The sequence below is a fragment of the Hafnia paralvei ATCC 29927 genome (assembly GCF_001655005.1).
In the GTDB taxonomy this organism is placed as follows: Bacteria; Pseudomonadota; Gammaproteobacteria; order Enterobacterales; family Enterobacteriaceae; genus Hafnia; species Hafnia paralvei.
The window spans coordinates 125,770-143,943 of the sequence record NZ_LXET01000013.1 but is presented as its reverse complement, the minus strand read 5'-3'; the positions used below and the strand labels follow the sequence as shown (position 1 = coordinate 143,943).

At 45.0% G+C, this 18,174-nt stretch carries 16 protein-coding genes and 1 pseudogene; 1 reads left to right on the top strand and 16 read right to left on the bottom strand.

Annotation, left to right across the window (positions count from 1 at the left end; all coding sequences use genetic code 11):
• Positions 1–40: 40 nt before the first annotated feature.
• The 12 genes and pseudogenes from vasI to tssB all read right to left on the bottom strand — a co-directional run bounded on the left by vasI (position 41) and on the right by tssB (position 14,132).
• A complete protein-coding gene (gene vasI, locus M988_RS05065) occupies positions 41–721 on the bottom strand; it encodes a type VI secretion system-associated protein VasI (protein ID WP_064573125.1) in 681 nt (226 codons plus the stop codon).
• On the bottom strand, positions 718–2,238 hold the full coding sequence (locus tag M988_RS05060) for a sigma 54-interacting transcriptional regulator (protein WP_064573124.1): 1,521 nt from the start codon (positions 2,236–2,238) through the stop codon (positions 718–720). The genes vasI and M988_RS05060 overlap by 4 nt, the downstream gene beginning before the upstream one ends.
• Positions 2,238–4,838: a type VI secretion system ATPase TssH gene (gene tssH, locus M988_RS05055; RefSeq protein WP_064573123.1), complete on the bottom strand. Its 2,601-nt coding sequence runs from the start codon at positions 4,836–4,838 to the stop codon at positions 2,238–2,240. Before tssH ends, M988_RS05060 begins: the two co-directional genes overlap by 1 nt.
• A 74-nt stretch (positions 4,839–4,912) precedes the next feature.
• The gene (icmH, locus tag M988_RS05050) at positions 4,913–5,737 is read right to left on the bottom strand and encodes a type IVB secretion system protein IcmH/DotU (protein ID WP_064573119.1); all 825 of its coding nucleotides are present in this window, start codon (positions 5,735–5,737) and stop codon (positions 4,913–4,915) included.
• 5 nt (positions 5,738–5,742) lie between these two features.
• Positions 5,743–7,083, bottom strand: a complete 1,341-nt coding sequence (gene tssK, locus M988_RS05045) for a type VI secretion system baseplate subunit TssK (protein WP_008814302.1) — start codon at positions 7,081–7,083, stop codon at positions 5,743–5,745.
• 2 nt (positions 7,084–7,085) lie between these two features.
• Positions 7,086–7,595, bottom strand: a complete 510-nt coding sequence (tssJ, locus tag M988_RS05040) for a type VI secretion system lipoprotein TssJ (RefSeq protein ID WP_008814303.1) — start codon at positions 7,593–7,595, stop codon at positions 7,086–7,088.
• Entirely contained in the window at positions 7,592–8,881 is a 1,290-nt protein-coding gene (tagH, locus tag M988_RS05035; RefSeq protein ID WP_224451916.1) for a type VI secretion system-associated FHA domain protein TagH, read from the bottom strand. The genes tssJ and tagH overlap by 4 nt, the downstream gene beginning before the upstream one ends.
• A 22-nt stretch (positions 8,882–8,903) precedes the next feature.
• Positions 8,904–9,866: a type VI secretion system baseplate subunit TssG gene (tssG, locus tag M988_RS05030; RefSeq protein ID WP_008814305.1), complete on the bottom strand. Its 963-nt coding sequence runs from the start codon at positions 9,864–9,866 to the stop codon at positions 8,904–8,906.
• Positions 9,863–11,638 (bottom strand): type VI secretion system baseplate subunit TssF, encoded by a 1,776-nt coding sequence (gene tssF, locus M988_RS05025; protein WP_008814306.1) that lies wholly within the window; start codon positions 11,636–11,638, stop codon positions 9,863–9,865. Before tssF ends, tssG begins: the two co-directional genes overlap by 4 nt.
• A gap of 12 nt (positions 11,639–11,650) precedes the next feature.
• Positions 11,651–12,079: a type VI secretion system baseplate subunit TssE gene (tssE, locus tag M988_RS05020; protein WP_008814307.1), complete on the bottom strand. Its 429-nt coding sequence runs from the start codon at positions 12,077–12,079 to the stop codon at positions 11,651–11,653.
• Positions 12,080–12,082: 3 nt separating this feature from the next.
• Positions 12,083–13,566, bottom strand: a pseudogene (gene tssC, locus M988_RS05015) (type VI secretion system contractile sheath large subunit).
• Positions 13,567–13,622: 56 nt separating this feature from the next.
• Entirely contained in the window at positions 13,623–14,132 is a 510-nt protein-coding gene (gene tssB, locus M988_RS05010; protein ID WP_008814310.1) for a type VI secretion system contractile sheath small subunit, read from the bottom strand.
• 366 nt (positions 14,133–14,498) lie between these two features.
• Here tssB and M988_RS05005 point away from each other — a divergent pair, with 366 nt between their 5' ends.
• Positions 14,499–15,473, top strand: coding sequence for an aldo/keto reductase (locus M988_RS05005; RefSeq protein ID WP_064573116.1), 975 nt, complete (start codon positions 14,499–14,501; stop codon positions 15,471–15,473).
• A 91-nt stretch (positions 15,474–15,564) separates the two neighbouring features.
• Here M988_RS05005 and pgpA read toward each other — a convergent pair whose 3' ends face one another.
• From pgpA to ribH, 4 genes are all read right to left on the bottom strand, one after another.
• On the bottom strand, positions 15,565–16,086 hold the full coding sequence (pgpA, locus tag M988_RS05000; RefSeq protein WP_074388429.1) for a phosphatidylglycerophosphatase A: 522 nt from the start codon (positions 16,084–16,086) through the stop codon (positions 15,565–15,567).
• Complete coding sequence (gene thiL / locus M988_RS04995; RefSeq protein WP_008814313.1) at positions 16,073–17,050, bottom strand: thiamine-phosphate kinase; 978 nt, start codon at positions 17,048–17,050, stop codon at positions 16,073–16,075. Before thiL ends, pgpA begins: the two co-directional genes overlap by 14 nt.
• A 137-nt stretch (positions 17,051–17,187) precedes the next feature.
• The gene (gene nusB / locus M988_RS04990) at positions 17,188–17,607 is read right to left on the bottom strand and encodes a transcription antitermination factor NusB (protein WP_004096748.1); all 420 of its coding nucleotides are present in this window, start codon (positions 17,605–17,607) and stop codon (positions 17,188–17,190) included.
• 20 nt (positions 17,608–17,627) lie between these two features.
• Positions 17,628–18,098, bottom strand: coding sequence for a 6,7-dimethyl-8-ribityllumazine synthase (gene ribH / locus M988_RS04985; protein ID WP_004096750.1), 471 nt, complete (start codon positions 18,096–18,098; stop codon positions 17,628–17,630).
• Positions 18,099–18,174 lie beyond the last annotated feature (76 nt).

Sequence of the window (18,174 nt, the reverse complement as noted above, 5' to 3'; positions counted from 1 at the left end):
ATCCCTGTATCTACCGACTTATCCCGCCAGTGTTTTGTTATCACCAGTGACACGCTTTGCGTAATGGCTGTAACGTTGTCTGAAGATTATTGAGTCGAAAACTCAAGCCATTAAGCGTTTCCTTTCCCGTTAAAATGGTGAGTGTCGTTCCGCCTATCAGTTGCTGAATTTCTGCTATACCACTTAGCCCGCGACTAGATTCAAGGCGGTAGCCACTTGAGCGCCAAAACCAACGCGAGTTGATGTCATTGCGATCGGTTCGTAGTGTCAAAGCGCTTTCCCCGCTCCCCTGTGGCTGATAAAACACAATTTGCATACGAGTAATATTCTCTACGCAGCTCACGGCTAAAATTGCGCGCGTAAAGCTATGTTCTAAGCTCGGAGTCGTTATCATTAATACTGGCTGTCCGCTCGTATTTTTAAGTTCGCGCAGCATCAACGGTGGATCATCTGACGTTCTTTGTTGCTCCTGAGCCATAATCTGTCGCCATGTTTCATCGGCTTTATCTTTACTCATGGCCCTAATTTCTGGGTGCCACGCTTGGTCATAACACTGCAATCGAGGTAAAGGAGATGGCTGATCGCGACATGCACTTAGTGCCAGTTGTATATCGGGCGATAAAGCCATACTGATCTCGGGTTTCTGCGGTTTTCCTGCAGCCCAACTCCCCATAGAGATCAATGAAATCGCCACTACGCCTATGCTTAGTTTGTTTTTCATCGGGCTAACCCTAATTTCTTACATTTCATATCCAATGAACGGCGGGAGATTGCCAAACTCATAGCGACCCTCTCTTTATTAAAACACTGCCTAAGCAGACGATGATTTATCACCGCTTTTTCGAAAACAGAAACCACCTCTTTCAAGCTGCCCGATTGGGTGTAATCAGGTTCAGTGACAGAGCCAATACTAAAATTGAGCGCCAACAGCTCCATGAGTGCTGCATTATTTTCTACATGACCTTCCGAATTTCCCGCTCTAGACGATTCCAACAACAAGAGTTCCAGAAGCCTTTTCAGCTCTGAAACATTGCCGGGAAAATGATAAGAGTGGAGTTGAAGCTGTAGCTCATCAGAAATAACGAATGATGGTTTTTGATGTTGCAGGCACAGTTTGCGAAGAAGGTGCTGACTAAGCACAACCAAATCCTCCCGCCAATAACGCAGGGGTTGTAATTTGAGCGGATAATGATTAATACGTTGATATACAGGGAGAAAAGTAGGTATAGATGAAGCTATTGTAGACAACGGCTGACAGCTAGTGACTAAGAGTCTAAAACGACTGGAACCCTGCTCCAAGTTCTGGCATGGCATTATTTCACCGCAATCTAACGCATGCTGTAATTTTCCATACCAGCAAGAGGCAAGCTTATCGATATTCTCAAGCAGCAGTGTTCCCTTATTCGCCTGCATCAACGCGCTTTCAGCCACATTAGTGTGACCAAACAAGTGCTCCCCTTGCTGCTGTAAATCTAGACTATTGCAATCCACAGTAACCAAAGAGCCTGGCGGCTGTGAATAGGTATGTATTAATTGCGCTATCTCGCTTTTACCACTCCCACTTTCCCCTTCAATCGCAACTGGAATATCGTGTGTAATAGCAACCTGAATTTTTTTTCGCAATTGGCAAATATAAGAACTATTACCCACAAGGACACGCGGCAATACAGCAGTAGCATCATTCCTCGACAGAGCTAAAACATCGTTATCTCTATTTCGCACATGATTTTTAGCCATTATGTCGGCTTCTTTTTTCAAATGCTTAATCTGTGCTTGATACACTTGCAGCAAATAAATAAACGGATGTTCAGTTTGTTGCAAAGCATTGAGCATCGCGGTGCTATCAAAAATGGCAAATAGGCCATAGAGGCGTTGCTCGGCATCAAATAAAGGTTGCACGAACAGGCCACACTCTTTGCCCATACTCTGGACGAGCTGCCGAAACGCCTGATGCTCAATGCGCACACCATAATTGAGCGTTGACCAAATACTCGCTTTTCCTGTGCGCATTACCTGAGAAAACGGATGGCTGAAATCATCAAACCTCAACTTCAGCGCAGCCGAATCCCTGCCATTTATATAGCATGTTAATTCCTGTCCACTGACGGGAATGACGCCATTCAGAAGATAAGCCTCCGGGGCCCATTGCTGAATGCATTCGCAAAAAGCTTGCCCCAGAGTTTCCAGCGTTTCACATGACAACAACGCCAACGTGGCCTGTTGTGCTGGATTGATCATCAGCTATCTACCTCAACGCCAAACTCTCCATCCTCAGCGCTAAAATGGATCTTGGTGATTGATTCTCCTGCCGCCATTCGCTGTAACAAGATAAGAGAAACTGGCGGCAACAACACACCATCGATAACCGACTCCAACATACGCGCCCCATTTTCTTTACGGTGAGCGCGACGCATAATCTCTTCATGCACCTCATCATCAATAACAATCTGCGCATTGAACCGCTCAGATAATGTCTTATCAAGATGGGCTAATTTGCCTGCAACAATTTCACGTAAAACGTCTGGTGATAGCGGCAAATAAGGAATGACTTCCATACGCGCTAATAATGCGGGTTTAAAGAACGCAGCCAACTCAGGATAGAGTGCATCCTGAATTTCCTCAGGGCGATCACTATGATCAACAATAGTTTGGTATCCCAAGTTTGACGTCAGGAAAAAAACTACATTTTTGCAATCAATAATCCGCCCTTCACCATCGGCTAATTCACCTTTATCAAAGGCTTGATAGAACAGATTTAGTACATCAGGATGCGCTTTTTCAACTTCATCAAGCAACACAACTGAATAAGGCTTTTGACGAATAGCTTCGGTCAGTATTCCGCCTTCTCCATAGCCAACGTAGCCAGGAGGGGAACCAATCAGGCGAGATACGGTATGTTTCTCTTGAAACTCAGACATATTGATACTAGTAAGCCAAGCTCGCCCCCCGAATAACAGATCGGCGATGCGTAATACGGTTTCTGTTTTACCCACACCGCTAGGCCCAACTAATAGAAAGGCTCCCAGAGGACGTCCAGTTTTACGTAAATCCGCGCGAGCCGTAAGCAGATGACGATGTAGATGGCTAAGCGCAAGATTTTGCCCTTTGATATCACCGCGCAAATATTCCGGCAATTCCGTAATCACTTTCAATTCGCTACGAGAAATTTGATTGAGGGGCACTCCTGTCCACTCAGCAATAACAGAAGCAACGAGCAAACGGTCGACATGAGGAGTAACGATAACTCCTTGCTTCTGTAGTTCGGAAAGTTCATTTTCAAGTTGAACCAGATTTTCAGCTATCTCAGGAGTGCTTCCCTCGGCCAGAATGCGTTGGCGCAAGCTGATAATTTCAACGACGTGTTTTTGCTGTTGTTGCCAAACCTGATGTTGTTCATCGAGCTCATTTTTAGATGTTTGCTGTAGCTGATAGAGATCGCTTAAACGGCTGGCATGATCATTTAAGCCAATCCGTTGCTCACGCTCTATCTGCGTAATTTCAAGCTGGTATTCGCTTAAACGAGTGTGTAATGAGCTAATCGCACGAGGTGGCGTTGTCAGGTTAATGGCACAGCGAGCACAGGCCGTATCAAGCACATCTATCGCTTTATCCGGTAATTGGCGGCCTGAAAGATAGCGCGCGCTCAGCTGAGCGGCAGCCTGAATTGCATCTTCATTTATAAGAACATTGTGTGCCTGCTCATAGCGAGACTGTAAGCCACGTAAAATAATCGTTGCCTGTTCTATTGACGGCTCTTTTACCTGAACAACCTGAAAACGACGCGATAGTGCGGCATCCTTTTCTATATATTTTTTATATTCATGCCATGTTGTCGCCGCAATAGTTTTCAACTCACCACGTGCTAACGCGGGCTTTAATAAGTTGGAAACATCTAGGCCGCCTTGCTGATTACCTGCACCGATCAATGTATGTGCTTCATCGATAAACAAAATAATTGAATATTCTGCCTCGAGAACTTCCTGCATTAGTCCTTTAAAGCGTTTTTCAAACTCACCTTTTACTGAAGCTCCTGCTTGCATAGCCCCCAAGTCAAGGCTAAGAAGTTCGCTACCGCGAATTTTTTCAGGCACTAATCCAGCAATCATACGCAGCGCAAGACCTTCTATCAGTGCGCTTTTACCAACTCCGGCCTCTCCGACGACGATTGGATTATTCTTTCTACGCCGGCACAAGATATCGATCATCAAATCAATTTCATCGTCGCGGCACAAAACGGGATCCAGTTTTCCAACACGCGCTTGCTCAGTGATATTCTGCGTAAAGCGAGACAGAAGAGAACCTTCAGCGCCCCCTGCTTGTTGATGTGATGTATTCTGAGAATTTGACTCTTTGACCACGGGCGTTTCCGCCGAGTCCTGAGTTAGTTGGGCAAAGTCTTTCGTTAATTGCTCTCGGTTTAATCCCTCTAATCGATAGCAAACCTCCGCAGATAAATATCTATGGCGATGATGTAGTAAGCCCAGTAAGAGAACACCGCTGCGTAGATTTTCATGCTGTAACTCAACGGATGCGAGTAGCCAACTGTCTTGCAACCACTCCACCAATAGAGGAGAAAAGCTAGGATAACTTTGCGGATAAGCTGAACGATCTAATGGTTGGTTTAACAGAGTCTGCTTCAGCGAATCTATATCCACATCTAGCTGACTAAAAATCATCCTTACATCACATAGCGGTGTTTCGAGCAAGTGATTCAAGAAATGCCCAACGGTGATTTCTGTCGCCTGCTGGCCTAAACTCCAAGCCGCAGCATTTTCCAACGCGTTGCGGGCAACAGGGTGTAAACGCTCTACTAAAGCGGGAAGATCGATTCGAATCATAGGGTTTCTCCTTGTCCTAGACTCAGCGAAAATGGGGGCTACTTTCCCTTCGCCGCATCCTTGGTGACTTTTATTTATGGCAACAGAGCATTGAGCTGAGTGATGATATTTTGTGTCTGACTATGCAGGCTCCAATCAAACATCCCGTACCCCAGCAAAACAGCTAGCGCAATGCCCCATAACACTTTCTTACCAGACAAATACCGATTTAAACGATAACGGGACTCATTGTTCGCTTTGCCATAGTGCATCACCGTCGCATTAAGCATTTCTTGGCGTTTTGTCGAATCAACCTTGTTTAAGGCCTGTAATTTCTGATGTATGTTCCTCAAGATTTTTTCGCGATCTTCTTGATATTGCATCGTCATCCGATAGCGGCCTTGAAAACCTAAACACAGACATAAATGTATAAACGCCAGCAAATCGCGATAACGGGCCGGTTCAAGCAGCAGGCGGTCGATCAGTTGAAAACATTTCTCTCCCCCCCAAGTTTCGCTATGGAATCTCACCAACAACGTATGCTGAGCCCACCCCTCAACCCCCCACGGTCTGGCCATCACCATTTCATCGATAAAGGTGCAGAAGAAATAACTCCAAGACAGCAAAATACCTGGCTCGTAATTTTCAATTTCAAGCCGTTGTAAAATGCCTTTTATTTCCTGTTCGATCTGAGCAATCAGTGGTTCTATTACTGGTGGCTCATTCAACGACTTGATGCGATTGATAAACCCTAACAGCGGTGACGATGCTTCAATTAAAGGGTTTTTATGCATCATGCAGGACAGCGCATCATCGCTCACGGCATGCATCACCTCACCTGCCCCGCCCAACCCACTTTTGAAATCAATACCACCTTTAGTTTCGGTAGCGCGTTCCGCTGTATCTTCTATTGCATCCATTTGTGTTATCTCCTGATCGCCCAGAATTGCATGTCAAGATTCGGGAACTTGCCGCCGATGTGGAATGCAAAGCCGCTGTTTTTAGCCAACTCAGGCCAATGCGGGCTTTGACGATCGAGAGAGAAATAAAGGTAACCACTGTGATAAGGCAACTGCCTTGGCGTTGATGTCAGCAAACGCAGAGGAATACCTTGAGTATGTGATCCCACCAGCTGCATGATTTTTTCCGGCGTCGCTACTTTGCTCTGCTGGATGAACTGCTTGCTGAGCACCTCCAATGGCATATTGGCGCGAATAGCCAACACAAACTCGGCCTCTTGAAGTAATTCGACTTGCCCAACGACTGCCACAAAAACCCCAAAGCGTTGTTCTCGTAACTGCAACGACACAGCTCGAGGAGAAAGCACCGTGCTCAAAGCTTGGCGTAGAGCTAACATCAGCGGCGCAAAGCTGTGCTGTAAGTCATCATGCCGATAAACTGGAGTATCAATCGGCAAACGAGAGGCATCGGTAAATGTCATAATTTCGCCGCACAGGCCAATTAATTCATGAAACAACGGCTCAGGATGCAAGGTCGCCCGATGGGTTAAATGCTGAAGCTGTGGTTGAACTCGGTTAAGCATTTGCAGCAGCATAAACTCAGCGACGTCCGCCACACCTTGCTGATTGGGTGAACCAATTCTTTCTGCCAAATTTTTAGCTCGTTCATTCACTAAGCCACTAATTTCAGATAGAAAACTTTTCAGCCGCGGCGTTGAGCTAATAGACAGACAGCTTGGAATAAACTCATGATCCAGCAGAATACTGCCATCGGGGCGCTTATCAGCAATTCGCGCAATCGGCAATGCCGCATAGGTACTGCGGTCTTCATGTTCCAACATCAGACGTAGATTCACTTTTGCCAACGGCAACTCTGTAATGTCTGCGCTAGTGGAGTAAAGATCGCGAACATCTTCCTTATATGATTGAAAACGAGAGCGATTTGGTCCGGATTGATCGTGGAAATTAATTTCAGTCACGTGATCATTTGCCAGCGCCTGAGCGAGATACACCTTTTGGCCAACAAAACTAGCATCGCTAATTTCTAACGGCTGAGGCATAACATCTTCATAAGGCAGGCTGAAAACGCTGCCATCAGGCATAATGCCGGAAGCACCACTTAATGTGATTCGACCAAAACTCAGGTGATCATCATTAATCTTCAGCTCGGTAACACCAAAAAAATGCTCCCCTAAAGCAGCGAAACGACTCTGTAATAAGTAGTCGATATGGCGCTGCTGCTGCTGAAAATGTTGTGGTTTAATAAATAAGCCTTCACTCCAAACAATTCTATTTCGCGTCAACATAATTAATCCTCGCTCTCCTTGCGCATATCCACATCAGCTTTATGCAGGTGCACCAATACTTGATAGTTGTGGCCTATAGGCGCCAGCTTGAGTACCTTTTTCCATTGCGCGCCATTCGGCTGACTGTAATATGCAGCAATACCGACATAGCGTACTTTGCTGTCTAATTCTGTTGGTTGGATATATTTGTACTGCCCTGGCAATAGAGTAAAATCCTGATGGTCGATGTAATTTTTCCCCAAAACATCTTTCATTTCTTTCGCCGTTAATTGGTCATAATCCGCGGCCAACAGCTTTGAGTCTTCAGACATAAGGATCACCTGAAAAGCCAGCGGTGATGCCACGTTTTCACCATTGGGATTAATGTCCTTATCAGCCAATAAAGTTAATCCCAGCGTAGAGGGAAGCTTGGTTGCATCAGGCACCTCTTTTCCGAACCAAGGGCCTTTGCTACATCCTCCGAGTAGAATTACGGTAATGCTTACAATGAGATATTTACGCCATGCACTCATCTAGCTTCCTCCTCCTGAAGTTGGCGGAGGGTTTTGTCATACACTTGCTCATAAACTTCATGAAACAGTTTCTCAACGCCGATCTGCCGCCCAGAAAGCAGCTCGTTGAAATAGTGTTGATACATATTCCAAATCCAATTTGGGTCGCTCGGATTAACCATATGATCGCGGCGATAACGCTGAAAACGAGTGATCAATACGTCTGGAGAAAAGCTCTGTATGACAGCTGAAAGTGCCGCATCTGTTGCCTGAGATGACGCCTGATAATGCAATCTCATATGAGTCAAACTTTCTGTAACCGCAGATGAAGGCGTTAAATGAACCTGACTCTTCTGTTCACCATAAAGAACCGCTACCGTCTCTTGAAAACTCAACCCCAGTCGTAGAGGATTATCTTCAATAGGTTGCAGCTGTTTATTGGCAACTTGTTGAGTTTGGTTTAGCGCGAGTAGCCCTTTAACCACGGCCTGCAAAGTCCTCCCCGCCTCTTCCAGAAATTCGTTGGCAACTTGGCTATTTCGAAAAGGAAGAAACTCGCCAAGACCACGCAGTACGGGAGTTAATGCCACGTTTTCGAAAATATCAGCATTGCTGTCGAGCGCAGATGCGGATGGCGCATATGGCGCTGGGACATCAAGATACTCGTCATCCATCATGTGCTCTTCTTGCGAAGTCAGTGGCGGCTCCACACGATGAGGAAAAGGATTGTCTAGCAAGCTCGTTGCCGAATTGTCTGCAACCGAATTTCGGCTCAGACCTAATGTGCTTGGTTCATAAGGATGCATGGCAGATTCTTGTGATGGGAGATAAGAATGATGTTGAGATGCGCTCACTGATGTAGGTTCATCAATGACTCGATTCACATTGTTTGTTGCCTCGGTGCTGAGGATATTTTGTAATTGCAAATAATCAGGAGCAGATTGAGAATGTGCAGTCAGTTGCAAATGCGCAGTAAGAATTAAATCACCGATAGTAATTGTGTCTCCCTGAGCGAGCGCAATTAACTTTTCGGGTGGGCAACCGTGAACTGAATTATTGATTAAGCAGTTACCAATAAGGTCTTGTAGACAAAACTGCCCGTCGTTCCACACTATATAGGCATTCAGCGCCCTCACTTTCATTGCTGAATCTTGTAATTGCCAGTGATTGCCAATGCCACTTGGTTCTGAGCCAAAGCTGCCGCCGTCAGTCGTAAAACTATGCATTCGCTCAACGCTTGCGCGTAATGTTTTTACGTCTTTAATATAAAGCGTCAGTTTTGCGGAAGAAGGCGAAAATGTATCCATATCATGGCTCCTGTCCATATTGTTATTCCTGAACACCGATGGTTACGAGAGGGACTTCGGGAGGTTGGCCAAGAAAGGTTGTCCACCCCAACAAACAGCCTTTATCATTGCCTAAGCAAGTGGGCTCAAATTGCTTATCGGCCAAACCAAGCTGTAAATCCCAAGCAAATTGATCGCGAAGAATGAAGGCTACAAACGTAACTAATGGCTGATAGAGATCCCCATTAGGTAAAAATCTCAGAAAATGATCATGAGATAGCTCATTAATACATAAAGTAAATTTTCCGCATACATCGGGTGCATAATCACCAATAACGAAATTTCCACGTAAATCGGAATTGACTCCACCAAGCCTGTTTTGTTGATGGGGAGCGATTGCGACTCGACGATATTCCCAGCTTGTTACATCAACAGTTGCAAGATCAAAGCAATGGGAGATCAGACCTGCCACCACCGCAGGGGAACGACCAGGAGCAGCAAGTAGCCCGGCATAGGCAAGCATTTTGCTGTGGTTAACGGGGATAACGTCCCTAAGTGCAGAGCTACCCAACCCAACCAAAGAGAACATCATTTGCGAGAACCCATCTTGACCATCGGCTCGATAACGAACGTGGTATCGATATTTTCGCCATGCAAGATGCAACAACATCAAAAAACGATGATTAAAGAAGTCCAGAAAATGGTAAAGATTTCCATCTTTCTGAGCATATTCCCAAGCAAGGCGTTCCAAATAATATCCGGGCATTGGCGATTGGCTGCCATGCAACCCTAGAAAAGCCACTTCTAACGCATACGTACTTTCTATTTTCTCTAGAGAAACCACATCGCTTGAGGGAAACCCCAAGGAAGCATTAGACGAGAAACGAATAAATTCATCTTTAGGAGCACGAGCAGGCCGCATCTCAACATGTTGCCCCTCAATTTGATAAAGCAACTCGACGAGCTGATAAAAATCATAATCTCGAATATTTGTTAATTCAGTCATATCAATGGCCGACAGCCGAGTTGAAGTGGCCAACGGTAGTTGGCCTGTGTATCCGTATTGACTACGGTCAGTTCATGGAAGGCGTTAACACTGGCAAATAATGCAAAAAAGCGTGCCAAAACGCTGCCAAATAAATACATATCACCTTCACAGGAAAATGCAGACTGACGCATATAGAGAGTGGATTGAATACCTCTAACCGGCCTCCCTTTTATCAAGCGATCTACCGGAGATGTTTCTAAACGTTCAATACCTGCAAATCGTTTCTGCGAAACCCTAGAGGCCTGCTGATCATTCATCGCAGGGAAATCATAGTTTCTGATAATTTGTAATAACGCGTCTTTATCGAGTAGTGACAAGTAGTTGAGAGATAAATTTGAAACGAGCGTCCACTGTAAACTTCCATCCATAATTGGCCTTAAAGGCATTGTTGGATGAGTGATATTTTGGAACGTCACAAAAGGTGGCGTGTCGCTATACCCCACATTAACGTCACCAATATCCAACTTAGTTGGAATGAGTCGGTTAGTGCAGAGCAGCCTCGTGGAGATTGTCTCTTCATTATCTGTTACCAGAGATTCATCGCCACGAACAAATGTTATGTCATGTTCGAAACCATCCATTTTTAATGCATTACGCACACTGAGATGGTAATAACGAGCGGAACGATCCTGCTCATATTCGATTTGATGACGGAAGCTCTCAAACGGATGGTATATTCTTGCTGGGCGAGTTTTATCTCGTTGTTCATGCCCGTGCTTAGTCAACCAGCCTTCAACTTTTTGAACCGAAAAAATCTCGTAAAGCTCAGGTGATGAATGGCTCACTCTAAGTGGATAACTAACACTGCGCCCATCCAGTTGTAATGGTTCACTGTGATATGGGAAAAGGTTGACCGCAGGAACACAGTGTAGCTTTATGCTATCAGAGTGAATTTTGATGTCTAAAGGTAGTGGCTTATCAAAGTGGAACGAAATATCAATTTTTTCGATAGGCGTGTTTTGAGGTAAAGAATCAAAGCCGCTAAAATCAAGAAAGAATAATCCTTCAGGAAAACAAAAATACTCTTGCAATATCCGATATCCTGGATAGATATTCTTCGGATACGGCAGCAATGCATCCGTATTTTCAAATCCTATTGGCAAAACATCTAAATGTGGAATATCAAACTCCACACCATCTAGATGTACAGAAGTATGATGAAGATGTTGTTGTAACCACAGGTATAGTTGAGTGGCGCTATGGTGGTTATTACCAAGATAGATTCTCAGCTTATCAAGCTGAACTTGACGTAGCGGCAAAGCTCCAAACGTTTTGAGCGCTAGAGTCAGTGTGCCATTTTCATTGCTATTATTAGAAAATATTTCATGCAGCTCTAGTGGCAAAATCCATGCGCCACGACAGGTTGAAAACTGACAAGAAATATTGTCTACAGATTTAGAACCCAATAGAACGTTTTCAGGAATATATGCAGCTTCACTGATTGCCTGTAGCTTAGGGGTATATTGCACAATAGTCATGCTAGGCACTGAGCGCAAATAATTAGGCCATAGCATATTGAGCAATCCATGGGTCAGCTCGGGAAATTCATCTTCAATTTTTGCACGCAAGCTACCAGATAGAAAAGCAAACCCCTCCAGTAACCGTTCTACGTCTGGATCGGTACTCTGCTCAGAAAGAAAGCGAGTCAGTTGGGGCCAAGCTTGAGAAAACACTTCACCTTGCTGACGTAAATATGACAACTCATCTCTAAAATAATCTTCTAATTTCATATTTAAATTAATTTAACGAAGTTGATAGCGTGAGTTATCATCAAGCTGAATATTAAAATTAACAACGCTGTCGATATCCTCGAAATGTATATGTGCTTTGACCTGAAAAAAAAGCGTTAACGGATCGTTTTCATTGTTAAATGTCGCCACATCAACGGACTTTATCCTAGGGTCAAAATTTTCAATACATTGCTGAATCGCCAAACAAACCGACGCTGATATATCAACAGAGGTTCCCGTTGCATCATTAAAATCTATAACCCCTAGTGTAGGGCTACTTTGGCAACATCCAGGGCGTGAATTCAGCACAGCATTTAGGTTTTGCTTTAGAGATACCAGCAAATCACTCGTTTTATCGAATGGCTTTGCTGATACCTCCTCATCAATACGCCCAAATAAACTGCACGCCCGAGTCCTTCGCCACGGCGTGAGGGCTGACATGCACTAGTCCTTATCTAAACGACCAACAAGTGATAGTTCAAAACTCGCGCCCATATATTTAAAGTGCGGACGAACAGACATAGACACCTGATACCATCCAGGATCACCGTCAACATCAGAGACCTCAATCGTAGCACCACGCAAAGGACGACGGCTACGCACCTCGGAAGGAGGATTCTCTTGATCGGCAACAAACTGACGTATCCATTGGTTTAACTCGCGCTGCAAATCCTGACGCTCTTTCCATGCCCCTAACTGTTCACGCTGCAATACCTTAATGTAATGAGCCAGTCGGTTCACAATGAACATATAAGGGAGCTGAGTTCCTAATTTATAATTAGTTTCTGCCGTTTTCCCTTCGCGAGTCGGCGGGAATACTTTGCATTTTTGCACCGAGTTTGCAGAGAAAAATGCCGCGTTATCACTCCCTTTACGCATCGTTAAAGTAATAAAGCCTTCCTCGGCGAGTTCATACTCTCGACGATCGGTAATTAAAACTTCTGTAGGGATTTTTGACTGGAGCTGCCCCATAGAATCATAGACATGAACAGGGAGATCGCTAACCCCACCGCCGCTCTGAGGGCCTATGATATTTGGACACCAGCGATATTTAGCAAAACTGTCGGTTAAATTAGTAGCCAATAAATAAGCCGTATTTCCCCATAGGTAATGCTCATGATCGGCGTTCACATCCTCTTCATAATTGAAGGTTTTTACAGGATTATCGTTACGATCATACGGTAAACGCAGCAAGAAGCGAGGAGCCGTTAGTCCAATATAACGAGAGTCTTCAGTCTCTCTCAGAGCCCGCCATTTCACATATGCAGGGCCTTCAAAAACAGCCTTGAGTTCTTTGATTGCCGATAGCTCAGTAAAACTATTCAAGCCAAAGAATGATGGCGCTACGGAAGAGAGGAAAGGAGCATGTGCCATCGCCCCCACAGAGCTGACATATTGCAGCAATTTCATATCCGCTGAGCTCTGGTTAAAGGCATAGCTTCCAACCACAGCCGCTATTGGCTCACCACCGAACTGCCCATAGCCACTGGCATATACATGTTTGTAGAATCCAGACTGAGAAATCTCAGGTGAGTATTCAAAATCGTCCAATAGCTCACTTTTAGTCGCATGGAGAATATGAATTTTAATGTTTTCTTTAAAATCAGTACGATCAACGAGAAGTTTTAATGAACGCCATGAAGACTCTAAATCCTTAATCGAGAATCATGAAGAATTTCATCCATCTGTGAACTGAGTTTTTTATCAAGCTCCGCAATCATTCTGTCGACTAATAACTTATTAATCGGCTCGTTATTAGTTCCATTTTCTAGAATATTGCTGATAAATGCCGATACGCCCTGCTTAGCAATGTCGTAGGCATCATCACCTGGAGCCAACCTTGTTTGTGCCATTATCTCATTCAGTAAAGAAGGTGCAAACGCACGCTCTTCCGTACCGGATGTTTCGATTTCTGTTTCTAAGGACATTGAGTTAATTCCTGTTTTATACTCAAAAGATTATGTTGATAAATAACCGAAATTAATTATTTATCCGCCCCAGATGGAAGGGTCATATTCAGCTCACTTAGTAACTGTTCACGAATTGACTCATCAGAGAGCAATGACTGTAGGCGTGAGCGGAATGCTGGTATATTTCCTAATGGCCCTTTTAAGGCGACCAATGCTTCTCTTAATTCTAATAGCTTATTTAATTCAGGCACGTGATGAGCAACTTGATCGGGAGTGAAATCCACCATCGATTCAAACTCTAATCGTACACGCATATTTTCTTTAGAGTTTTCATCTAATCTGTTTGGAACATCCATATCTAGCTTCAACCCAGCCTCTCTCATCACTGAAGAGAAATTGTATTTATCAATAGATACAGCGGGGCGTTCCTCGATGGAAAGCTCTTCAGTGGTTCCCTTCAAATCCCCAATAACGAGTAGATTTAATGGTAATTCAACCTCATCATGCTGCTCCCCCGTTGAAGGAACATACTTTATATTGATTCTTTCCTTCGGGGCTACGCTCCCTTCTGATTTTTTGTTCATATAGCGTTCCACTTAGTCCATTATGAATCTTAAGAAAAATCCCTACCGCAGATACATTAACCATCTACAGACTCAGTGTTATATCATTTTTAAATGCTCATGATAATTTCGTATAATTTAATAATTTATTCAAAACAATTAAATCGTACTGAATAAATATATATTTAATATACAAGAACGCCCAACCATCACTCTCAATATCGTTTTTATGAATGAGTTCACTCTAAACTTTTGAGCATCAATAATCTCAGCAACTTTCGATATTTGATATTTTTTAGAAATATTCCATAATCATTACATAAGTTATTGGAAATTTTATTAGAAAGAAAATAAAGATTCATCAACAATGGCTTCATAGGAGGTATTTTGAAATATATCCAGTTTGGCAGCACTGAACTCTACGTATCTCGCTTATGTTTAGGCTGTATGACCTATGGAGAACCCAGCCGCGGCAATCATGCGTGGACCTTACCAGAAGAGAGCAGTCTGCCTATGCTGCAACAGGCCTATGAGGCTGGCATCAATTTTTTTGACACAGCAAATAGCTACTCGGACGGCAGCAGTGAAGAAATTCTTGGCAAAGCAATCAAGAAATTTATGTCGCGCGACAAAATTGTGGTGGCAACCAAAGTCTATTTCCCTCTGAGCAACCTAGAAGGTGGGTTATCACGTCAATCTATCCTGAAATCTGTCGATGACAGCCTACAGCGCCTAAATTTAGACTATATCGATCTGCTGCAAATCCATCGGTGGGATTACGACACGCCTATTGAGCAGACGCTGGAAGCCTTAAATGACGTGGTTGAAGCTGGAAAAGTCAGCTATATCGGCGCGTCATCGATGCATGCACATCAGTTTGCCAAAGCGTTAGCGGTATCAGAGCAAAACGGTTGGGCACGATTTGTCTCAATGCAGGATCAGTACAATTTAATTCAGCGTGAAGAAGAAAGAGAAATGCATCCGTTATGCGAGAAGGAAAATATTGCCGTTATCCCGTGGAGCCCGCTGGCTCGGGGGCGTCTTGCCAGACCTTGGGGAGAAACCACTGCACGCTTGGTTTCAGATGAGGTTGGTAAAAAGCTCTACGATGCAACTGATGAAGCCGATAGTCAAATTGCTGAAAGAGTTAGCGCCATTGCCGCCGACCATGGCGTATCAATGGCGCAGATTGCACTCGCATGGCTGCTGAGTAAGCCGGTCGTCACCGCGCCGATTATTGGTGCATCGCGCGCTTCTCAGTTGGAAGATGCGATTGCTGCATTGGATATTGAGCTCAAATCCGAAGAGATTGCAGAGTTAGAAATGGCTTACCAGCCTCATGAACAAACCGGATTTGAATAACGCATACTAATGACTCAACGGTTCTAGAAAGTGCCGAACAGGGTTATCGCGAAAAGCATCTAACTCACTCACGATAACCTCTTCAATATTTTCAACCAAATAGCGCTATTGGCCAGTGATGGCCAATCACATAGATAATCAACGCAGAGAGAACGCCCGCCACGATATCATCCACCATGATGCCCATACCGCCGTGAACATTGCGATCAAACCAACGGATTGGCCATGGTTTCCACATATCTAGCACGCGGAAAACCAGAAAACCACCCAATACCCACTGCCAACTATTCACTGGCAAAGCCATCAACGTAATCCACATGCCAACAAACTCATCCCACACGATACTGCCATGGTCGTGAGTTTTCATATCCTTGGCCGTACGATGGCAGATATAAACCCCAATGCAGATGCTAAACATCACTATCAGCGAATAAAGCTGCCACGGTAGCTGGATCAGCAGCAACCAGAATGGGATCGACGCGAGAGATCCCATTGTGCCTGGAATGATCGGGCTTAGCCCACTGCCAAATCCCGTTGCTAAAAGATGCCAAGGATTGCTCATGCGCAGGCGTGCTTTTGCCGCCTTGCTATCGTATTTGCTAATCTTTGCCAAAATGATCAAACCCCTGAAAGTCCAACTCAACCTGATCGTTTCCGCGCCAGAAGCGTATGCCGTCAGCGGCCGGTGCAATTTGTCCAATGCAGGTGAAGTCAGCCCCCAGTAAGCCCAGTGCGACGTCTAATGCTCCGCGATGCATCTCTGGAACAGTAAAACAGAGCTCATAATCTTCACCACCGGAAAGCGCCCACTGCAACGCCTGATCTGGCGTCGTATTATTGGTCAAACACGCTGACAGTGGCAGGTCGTCTAAATAGAGATTAGCACCACAGTCGCTCGCTTTGAGAATATGACCTAGGTCTGAAATCACACCATCAGAAATATCAATCGCCGAGCTCGCTAAATCACGCAGTGCTTGACCTTGCAACACGCGAGGATGTGGACGAAGATGACGCTGAATCAACATGTTACGTTCATCTTCATCAGCCACCGTTAGACGATTTTGCAAAATCGCTAACCCTGCAGCGCTATCTCCCAGCGTACCTGTAACGTAGATCCAGTCGCCAATACGCGCACCGCTACGCAGCAAAGCACGGCCCGCAGGCACCAAACCATTAATGGTGAACGTAATGCTCAACGGCCCGCGTGTAGTATCACCGCCAATCAACTGCATGCCGTAGTAATCGAGCTGCTCAAACAGGCTATCGCTAAAACGCTCAAGCCAAGGCTCGTTGATTTCAGGCAGCGTCAGCGCCAGCGAAACCCAAGCAGGATCCGCGCCCATTGCTGCTAAATCGCTGAGGTTCACCGCCAGAGATTTGTAGCCTAAATCGGCTGGATCGATATCTGGCAAAAAGTGAATACCAGAGACTAAAGTATCTGTACTGATTGCAATCAGCTGTTTCTCAGAGATCGAGAGCAAAGCACAATCATCACCAATGCCCTGCTGCACATCTCGCCGAGCCGTCCGATGACGGTTAAAGTAGCGGGCAATAACATCGAATTCGCCGCATGCCATAACGCATTTCCTGATTGGTTTAAATTATCGCCATTATCTATTCACCTGATTTTACCCAACAAAAAGGCCGGAAAACCGGCCTTTTGAATAAACGAGATGGCCCGAGGGCTTCCGTCAGGTGAACCTGAACAGCAATTTTATCTTTTAGATTTACGAATAGTCGGGGCAACTTTGTCCAGCACACCGTTGACGAACTTATGGCTATCTTCTGCACCAAAAGTTTTTGCCAGCTCAATACCTTCGTTGATTGCCACTTTGTAAGGGACGTCTTCGCGCTTGCTCAGTTCAAACAGAGAAATACGCAGAACCGCTCTCTCAACCTGACCCAATTCTTCCAACTGACGCGACAATACTGGAGCCATCAGGCCATCCAGATACTCTGCGTTAGTGGCGACGCCAGACAACAGCTCACGGAAGTAGCTAATATCGACATCTTTGACGTCCTGCTCTGACAAGAACTGATATTCAACATCAGCAATGTCGTTTTTGGATATCTGCCAAGAATAAAGTGCCTGAACAGCACATTCACGGGCGCGGCGGCGAGCAGCAGGTTTCACGGAATTCCCCTTACTAAAAATCAGGCTTTAATTGCTTTAAGAACATTGATCATTTCGAGAGCGGTCAGGGCAGCTTCTGCACCTTTGTTACCCGCTTTAGTCCCTGCACGTTCAATGGCTTGTTCGATACTTTCGGTAGTCAGTACGCCAAATGCGACCGGCACAACGCTGTTCATCGCAACGCTTGCTAGACCGGAGCTGCATTCACCCGCAACAAATTCAAAGTGGGCAGTGCCACCACGGATAACGGTTCCCAAAGCGACAACCGCATCATAGCGATTGGTGTCGGTCAGTGCACGAACGGCTAATGGCAGTTCATAAGCACCCGGAACCCAGACTACAGTGATATTGTCATCAGAAACCTGGCCAATACGCTTCAGGGCGTCAATGGCACCCTCCAGCAAGCTGTCGTTAATGAAATTGTTAAAACGCGCAATAGCGATAGCAATACGAGCTTGCGGAGCAGCGACAACGCCTTCAATCGTTTTCATGCAGTTTCCTTAAAATCTTGATGTTCAATACCCCTATCCCTTCTAGAAGAGCTAATAGGGGGGCGGATTCTATCAC

Bases quoted from the DNA above. Each gene is read 5' to 3' on its own strand.
- vasI (WP_064573125.1), bottom strand. From the start codon at position 721: ATGAAAAACAAACTAAGCATAGGCGTAGTGGCGATTTCATTGATCTCT.
- M988_RS05060 (WP_064573124.1), bottom strand. From the start codon at position 2,238: ATGATCAATCCAGCACAACAGGCCACGTTGGCGTTGTTGTCATGTGAA.
- tssH (WP_064573123.1), bottom strand. From the start codon at position 4,838: ATGATTCGAATCGATCTTCCCGCTTTAGTAGAGCGTTTACACCCTGTT.
- icmH (WP_064573119.1), bottom strand. From the start codon at position 5,737: ATGGATGCAATAGAAGATACAGCGGAACGCGCTACCGAAACTAAAGGT.
- tssK (WP_008814302.1), bottom strand. From the start codon at position 7,083: ATGTTGACGCGAAATAGAATTGTTTGGAGTGAAGGCTTATTTATTAAA.
- tssJ (WP_008814303.1), bottom strand. From the start codon at position 7,595: ATGAGTGCATGGCGTAAATATCTCATTGTAAGCATTACCGTAATTCTA.
- tagH (WP_224451916.1), bottom strand. From the start codon at position 8,881: ATGGATACATTTTCGCCTTCTTCCGCAAAACTGACGCTTTATATTAAA.
- tssG (WP_008814305.1), bottom strand. From the start codon at position 9,866: ATGACTGAATTAACAAATATTCGAGATTATGATTTTTATCAGCTCGTC.
- tssF (WP_008814306.1), bottom strand. From the start codon at position 11,638: ATGAAATTAGAAGATTATTTTAGAGATGAGTTGTCATATTTACGTCAG.
- tssE (WP_008814307.1), bottom strand. From the start codon at position 12,079: ATGTCAGCCCTCACGCCGTGGCGAAGGACTCGGGCGTGCAGTTTATTT.
- tssB (WP_008814310.1), bottom strand. From the start codon at position 14,132: ATGAACAAAAAATCAGAAGGGAGCGTAGCCCCGAAGGAAAGAATCAAT.
- thiL (WP_008814313.1), bottom strand. From the start codon at position 17,050: ATGGCATGCGGCGAATTCGATGTTATTGCCCGCTACTTTAACCGTCAT.
- ribH (WP_004096750.1), bottom strand. From the start codon at position 18,098: ATGAAAACGATTGAAGGCGTTGTCGCTGCTCCGCAAGCTCGTATTGCT.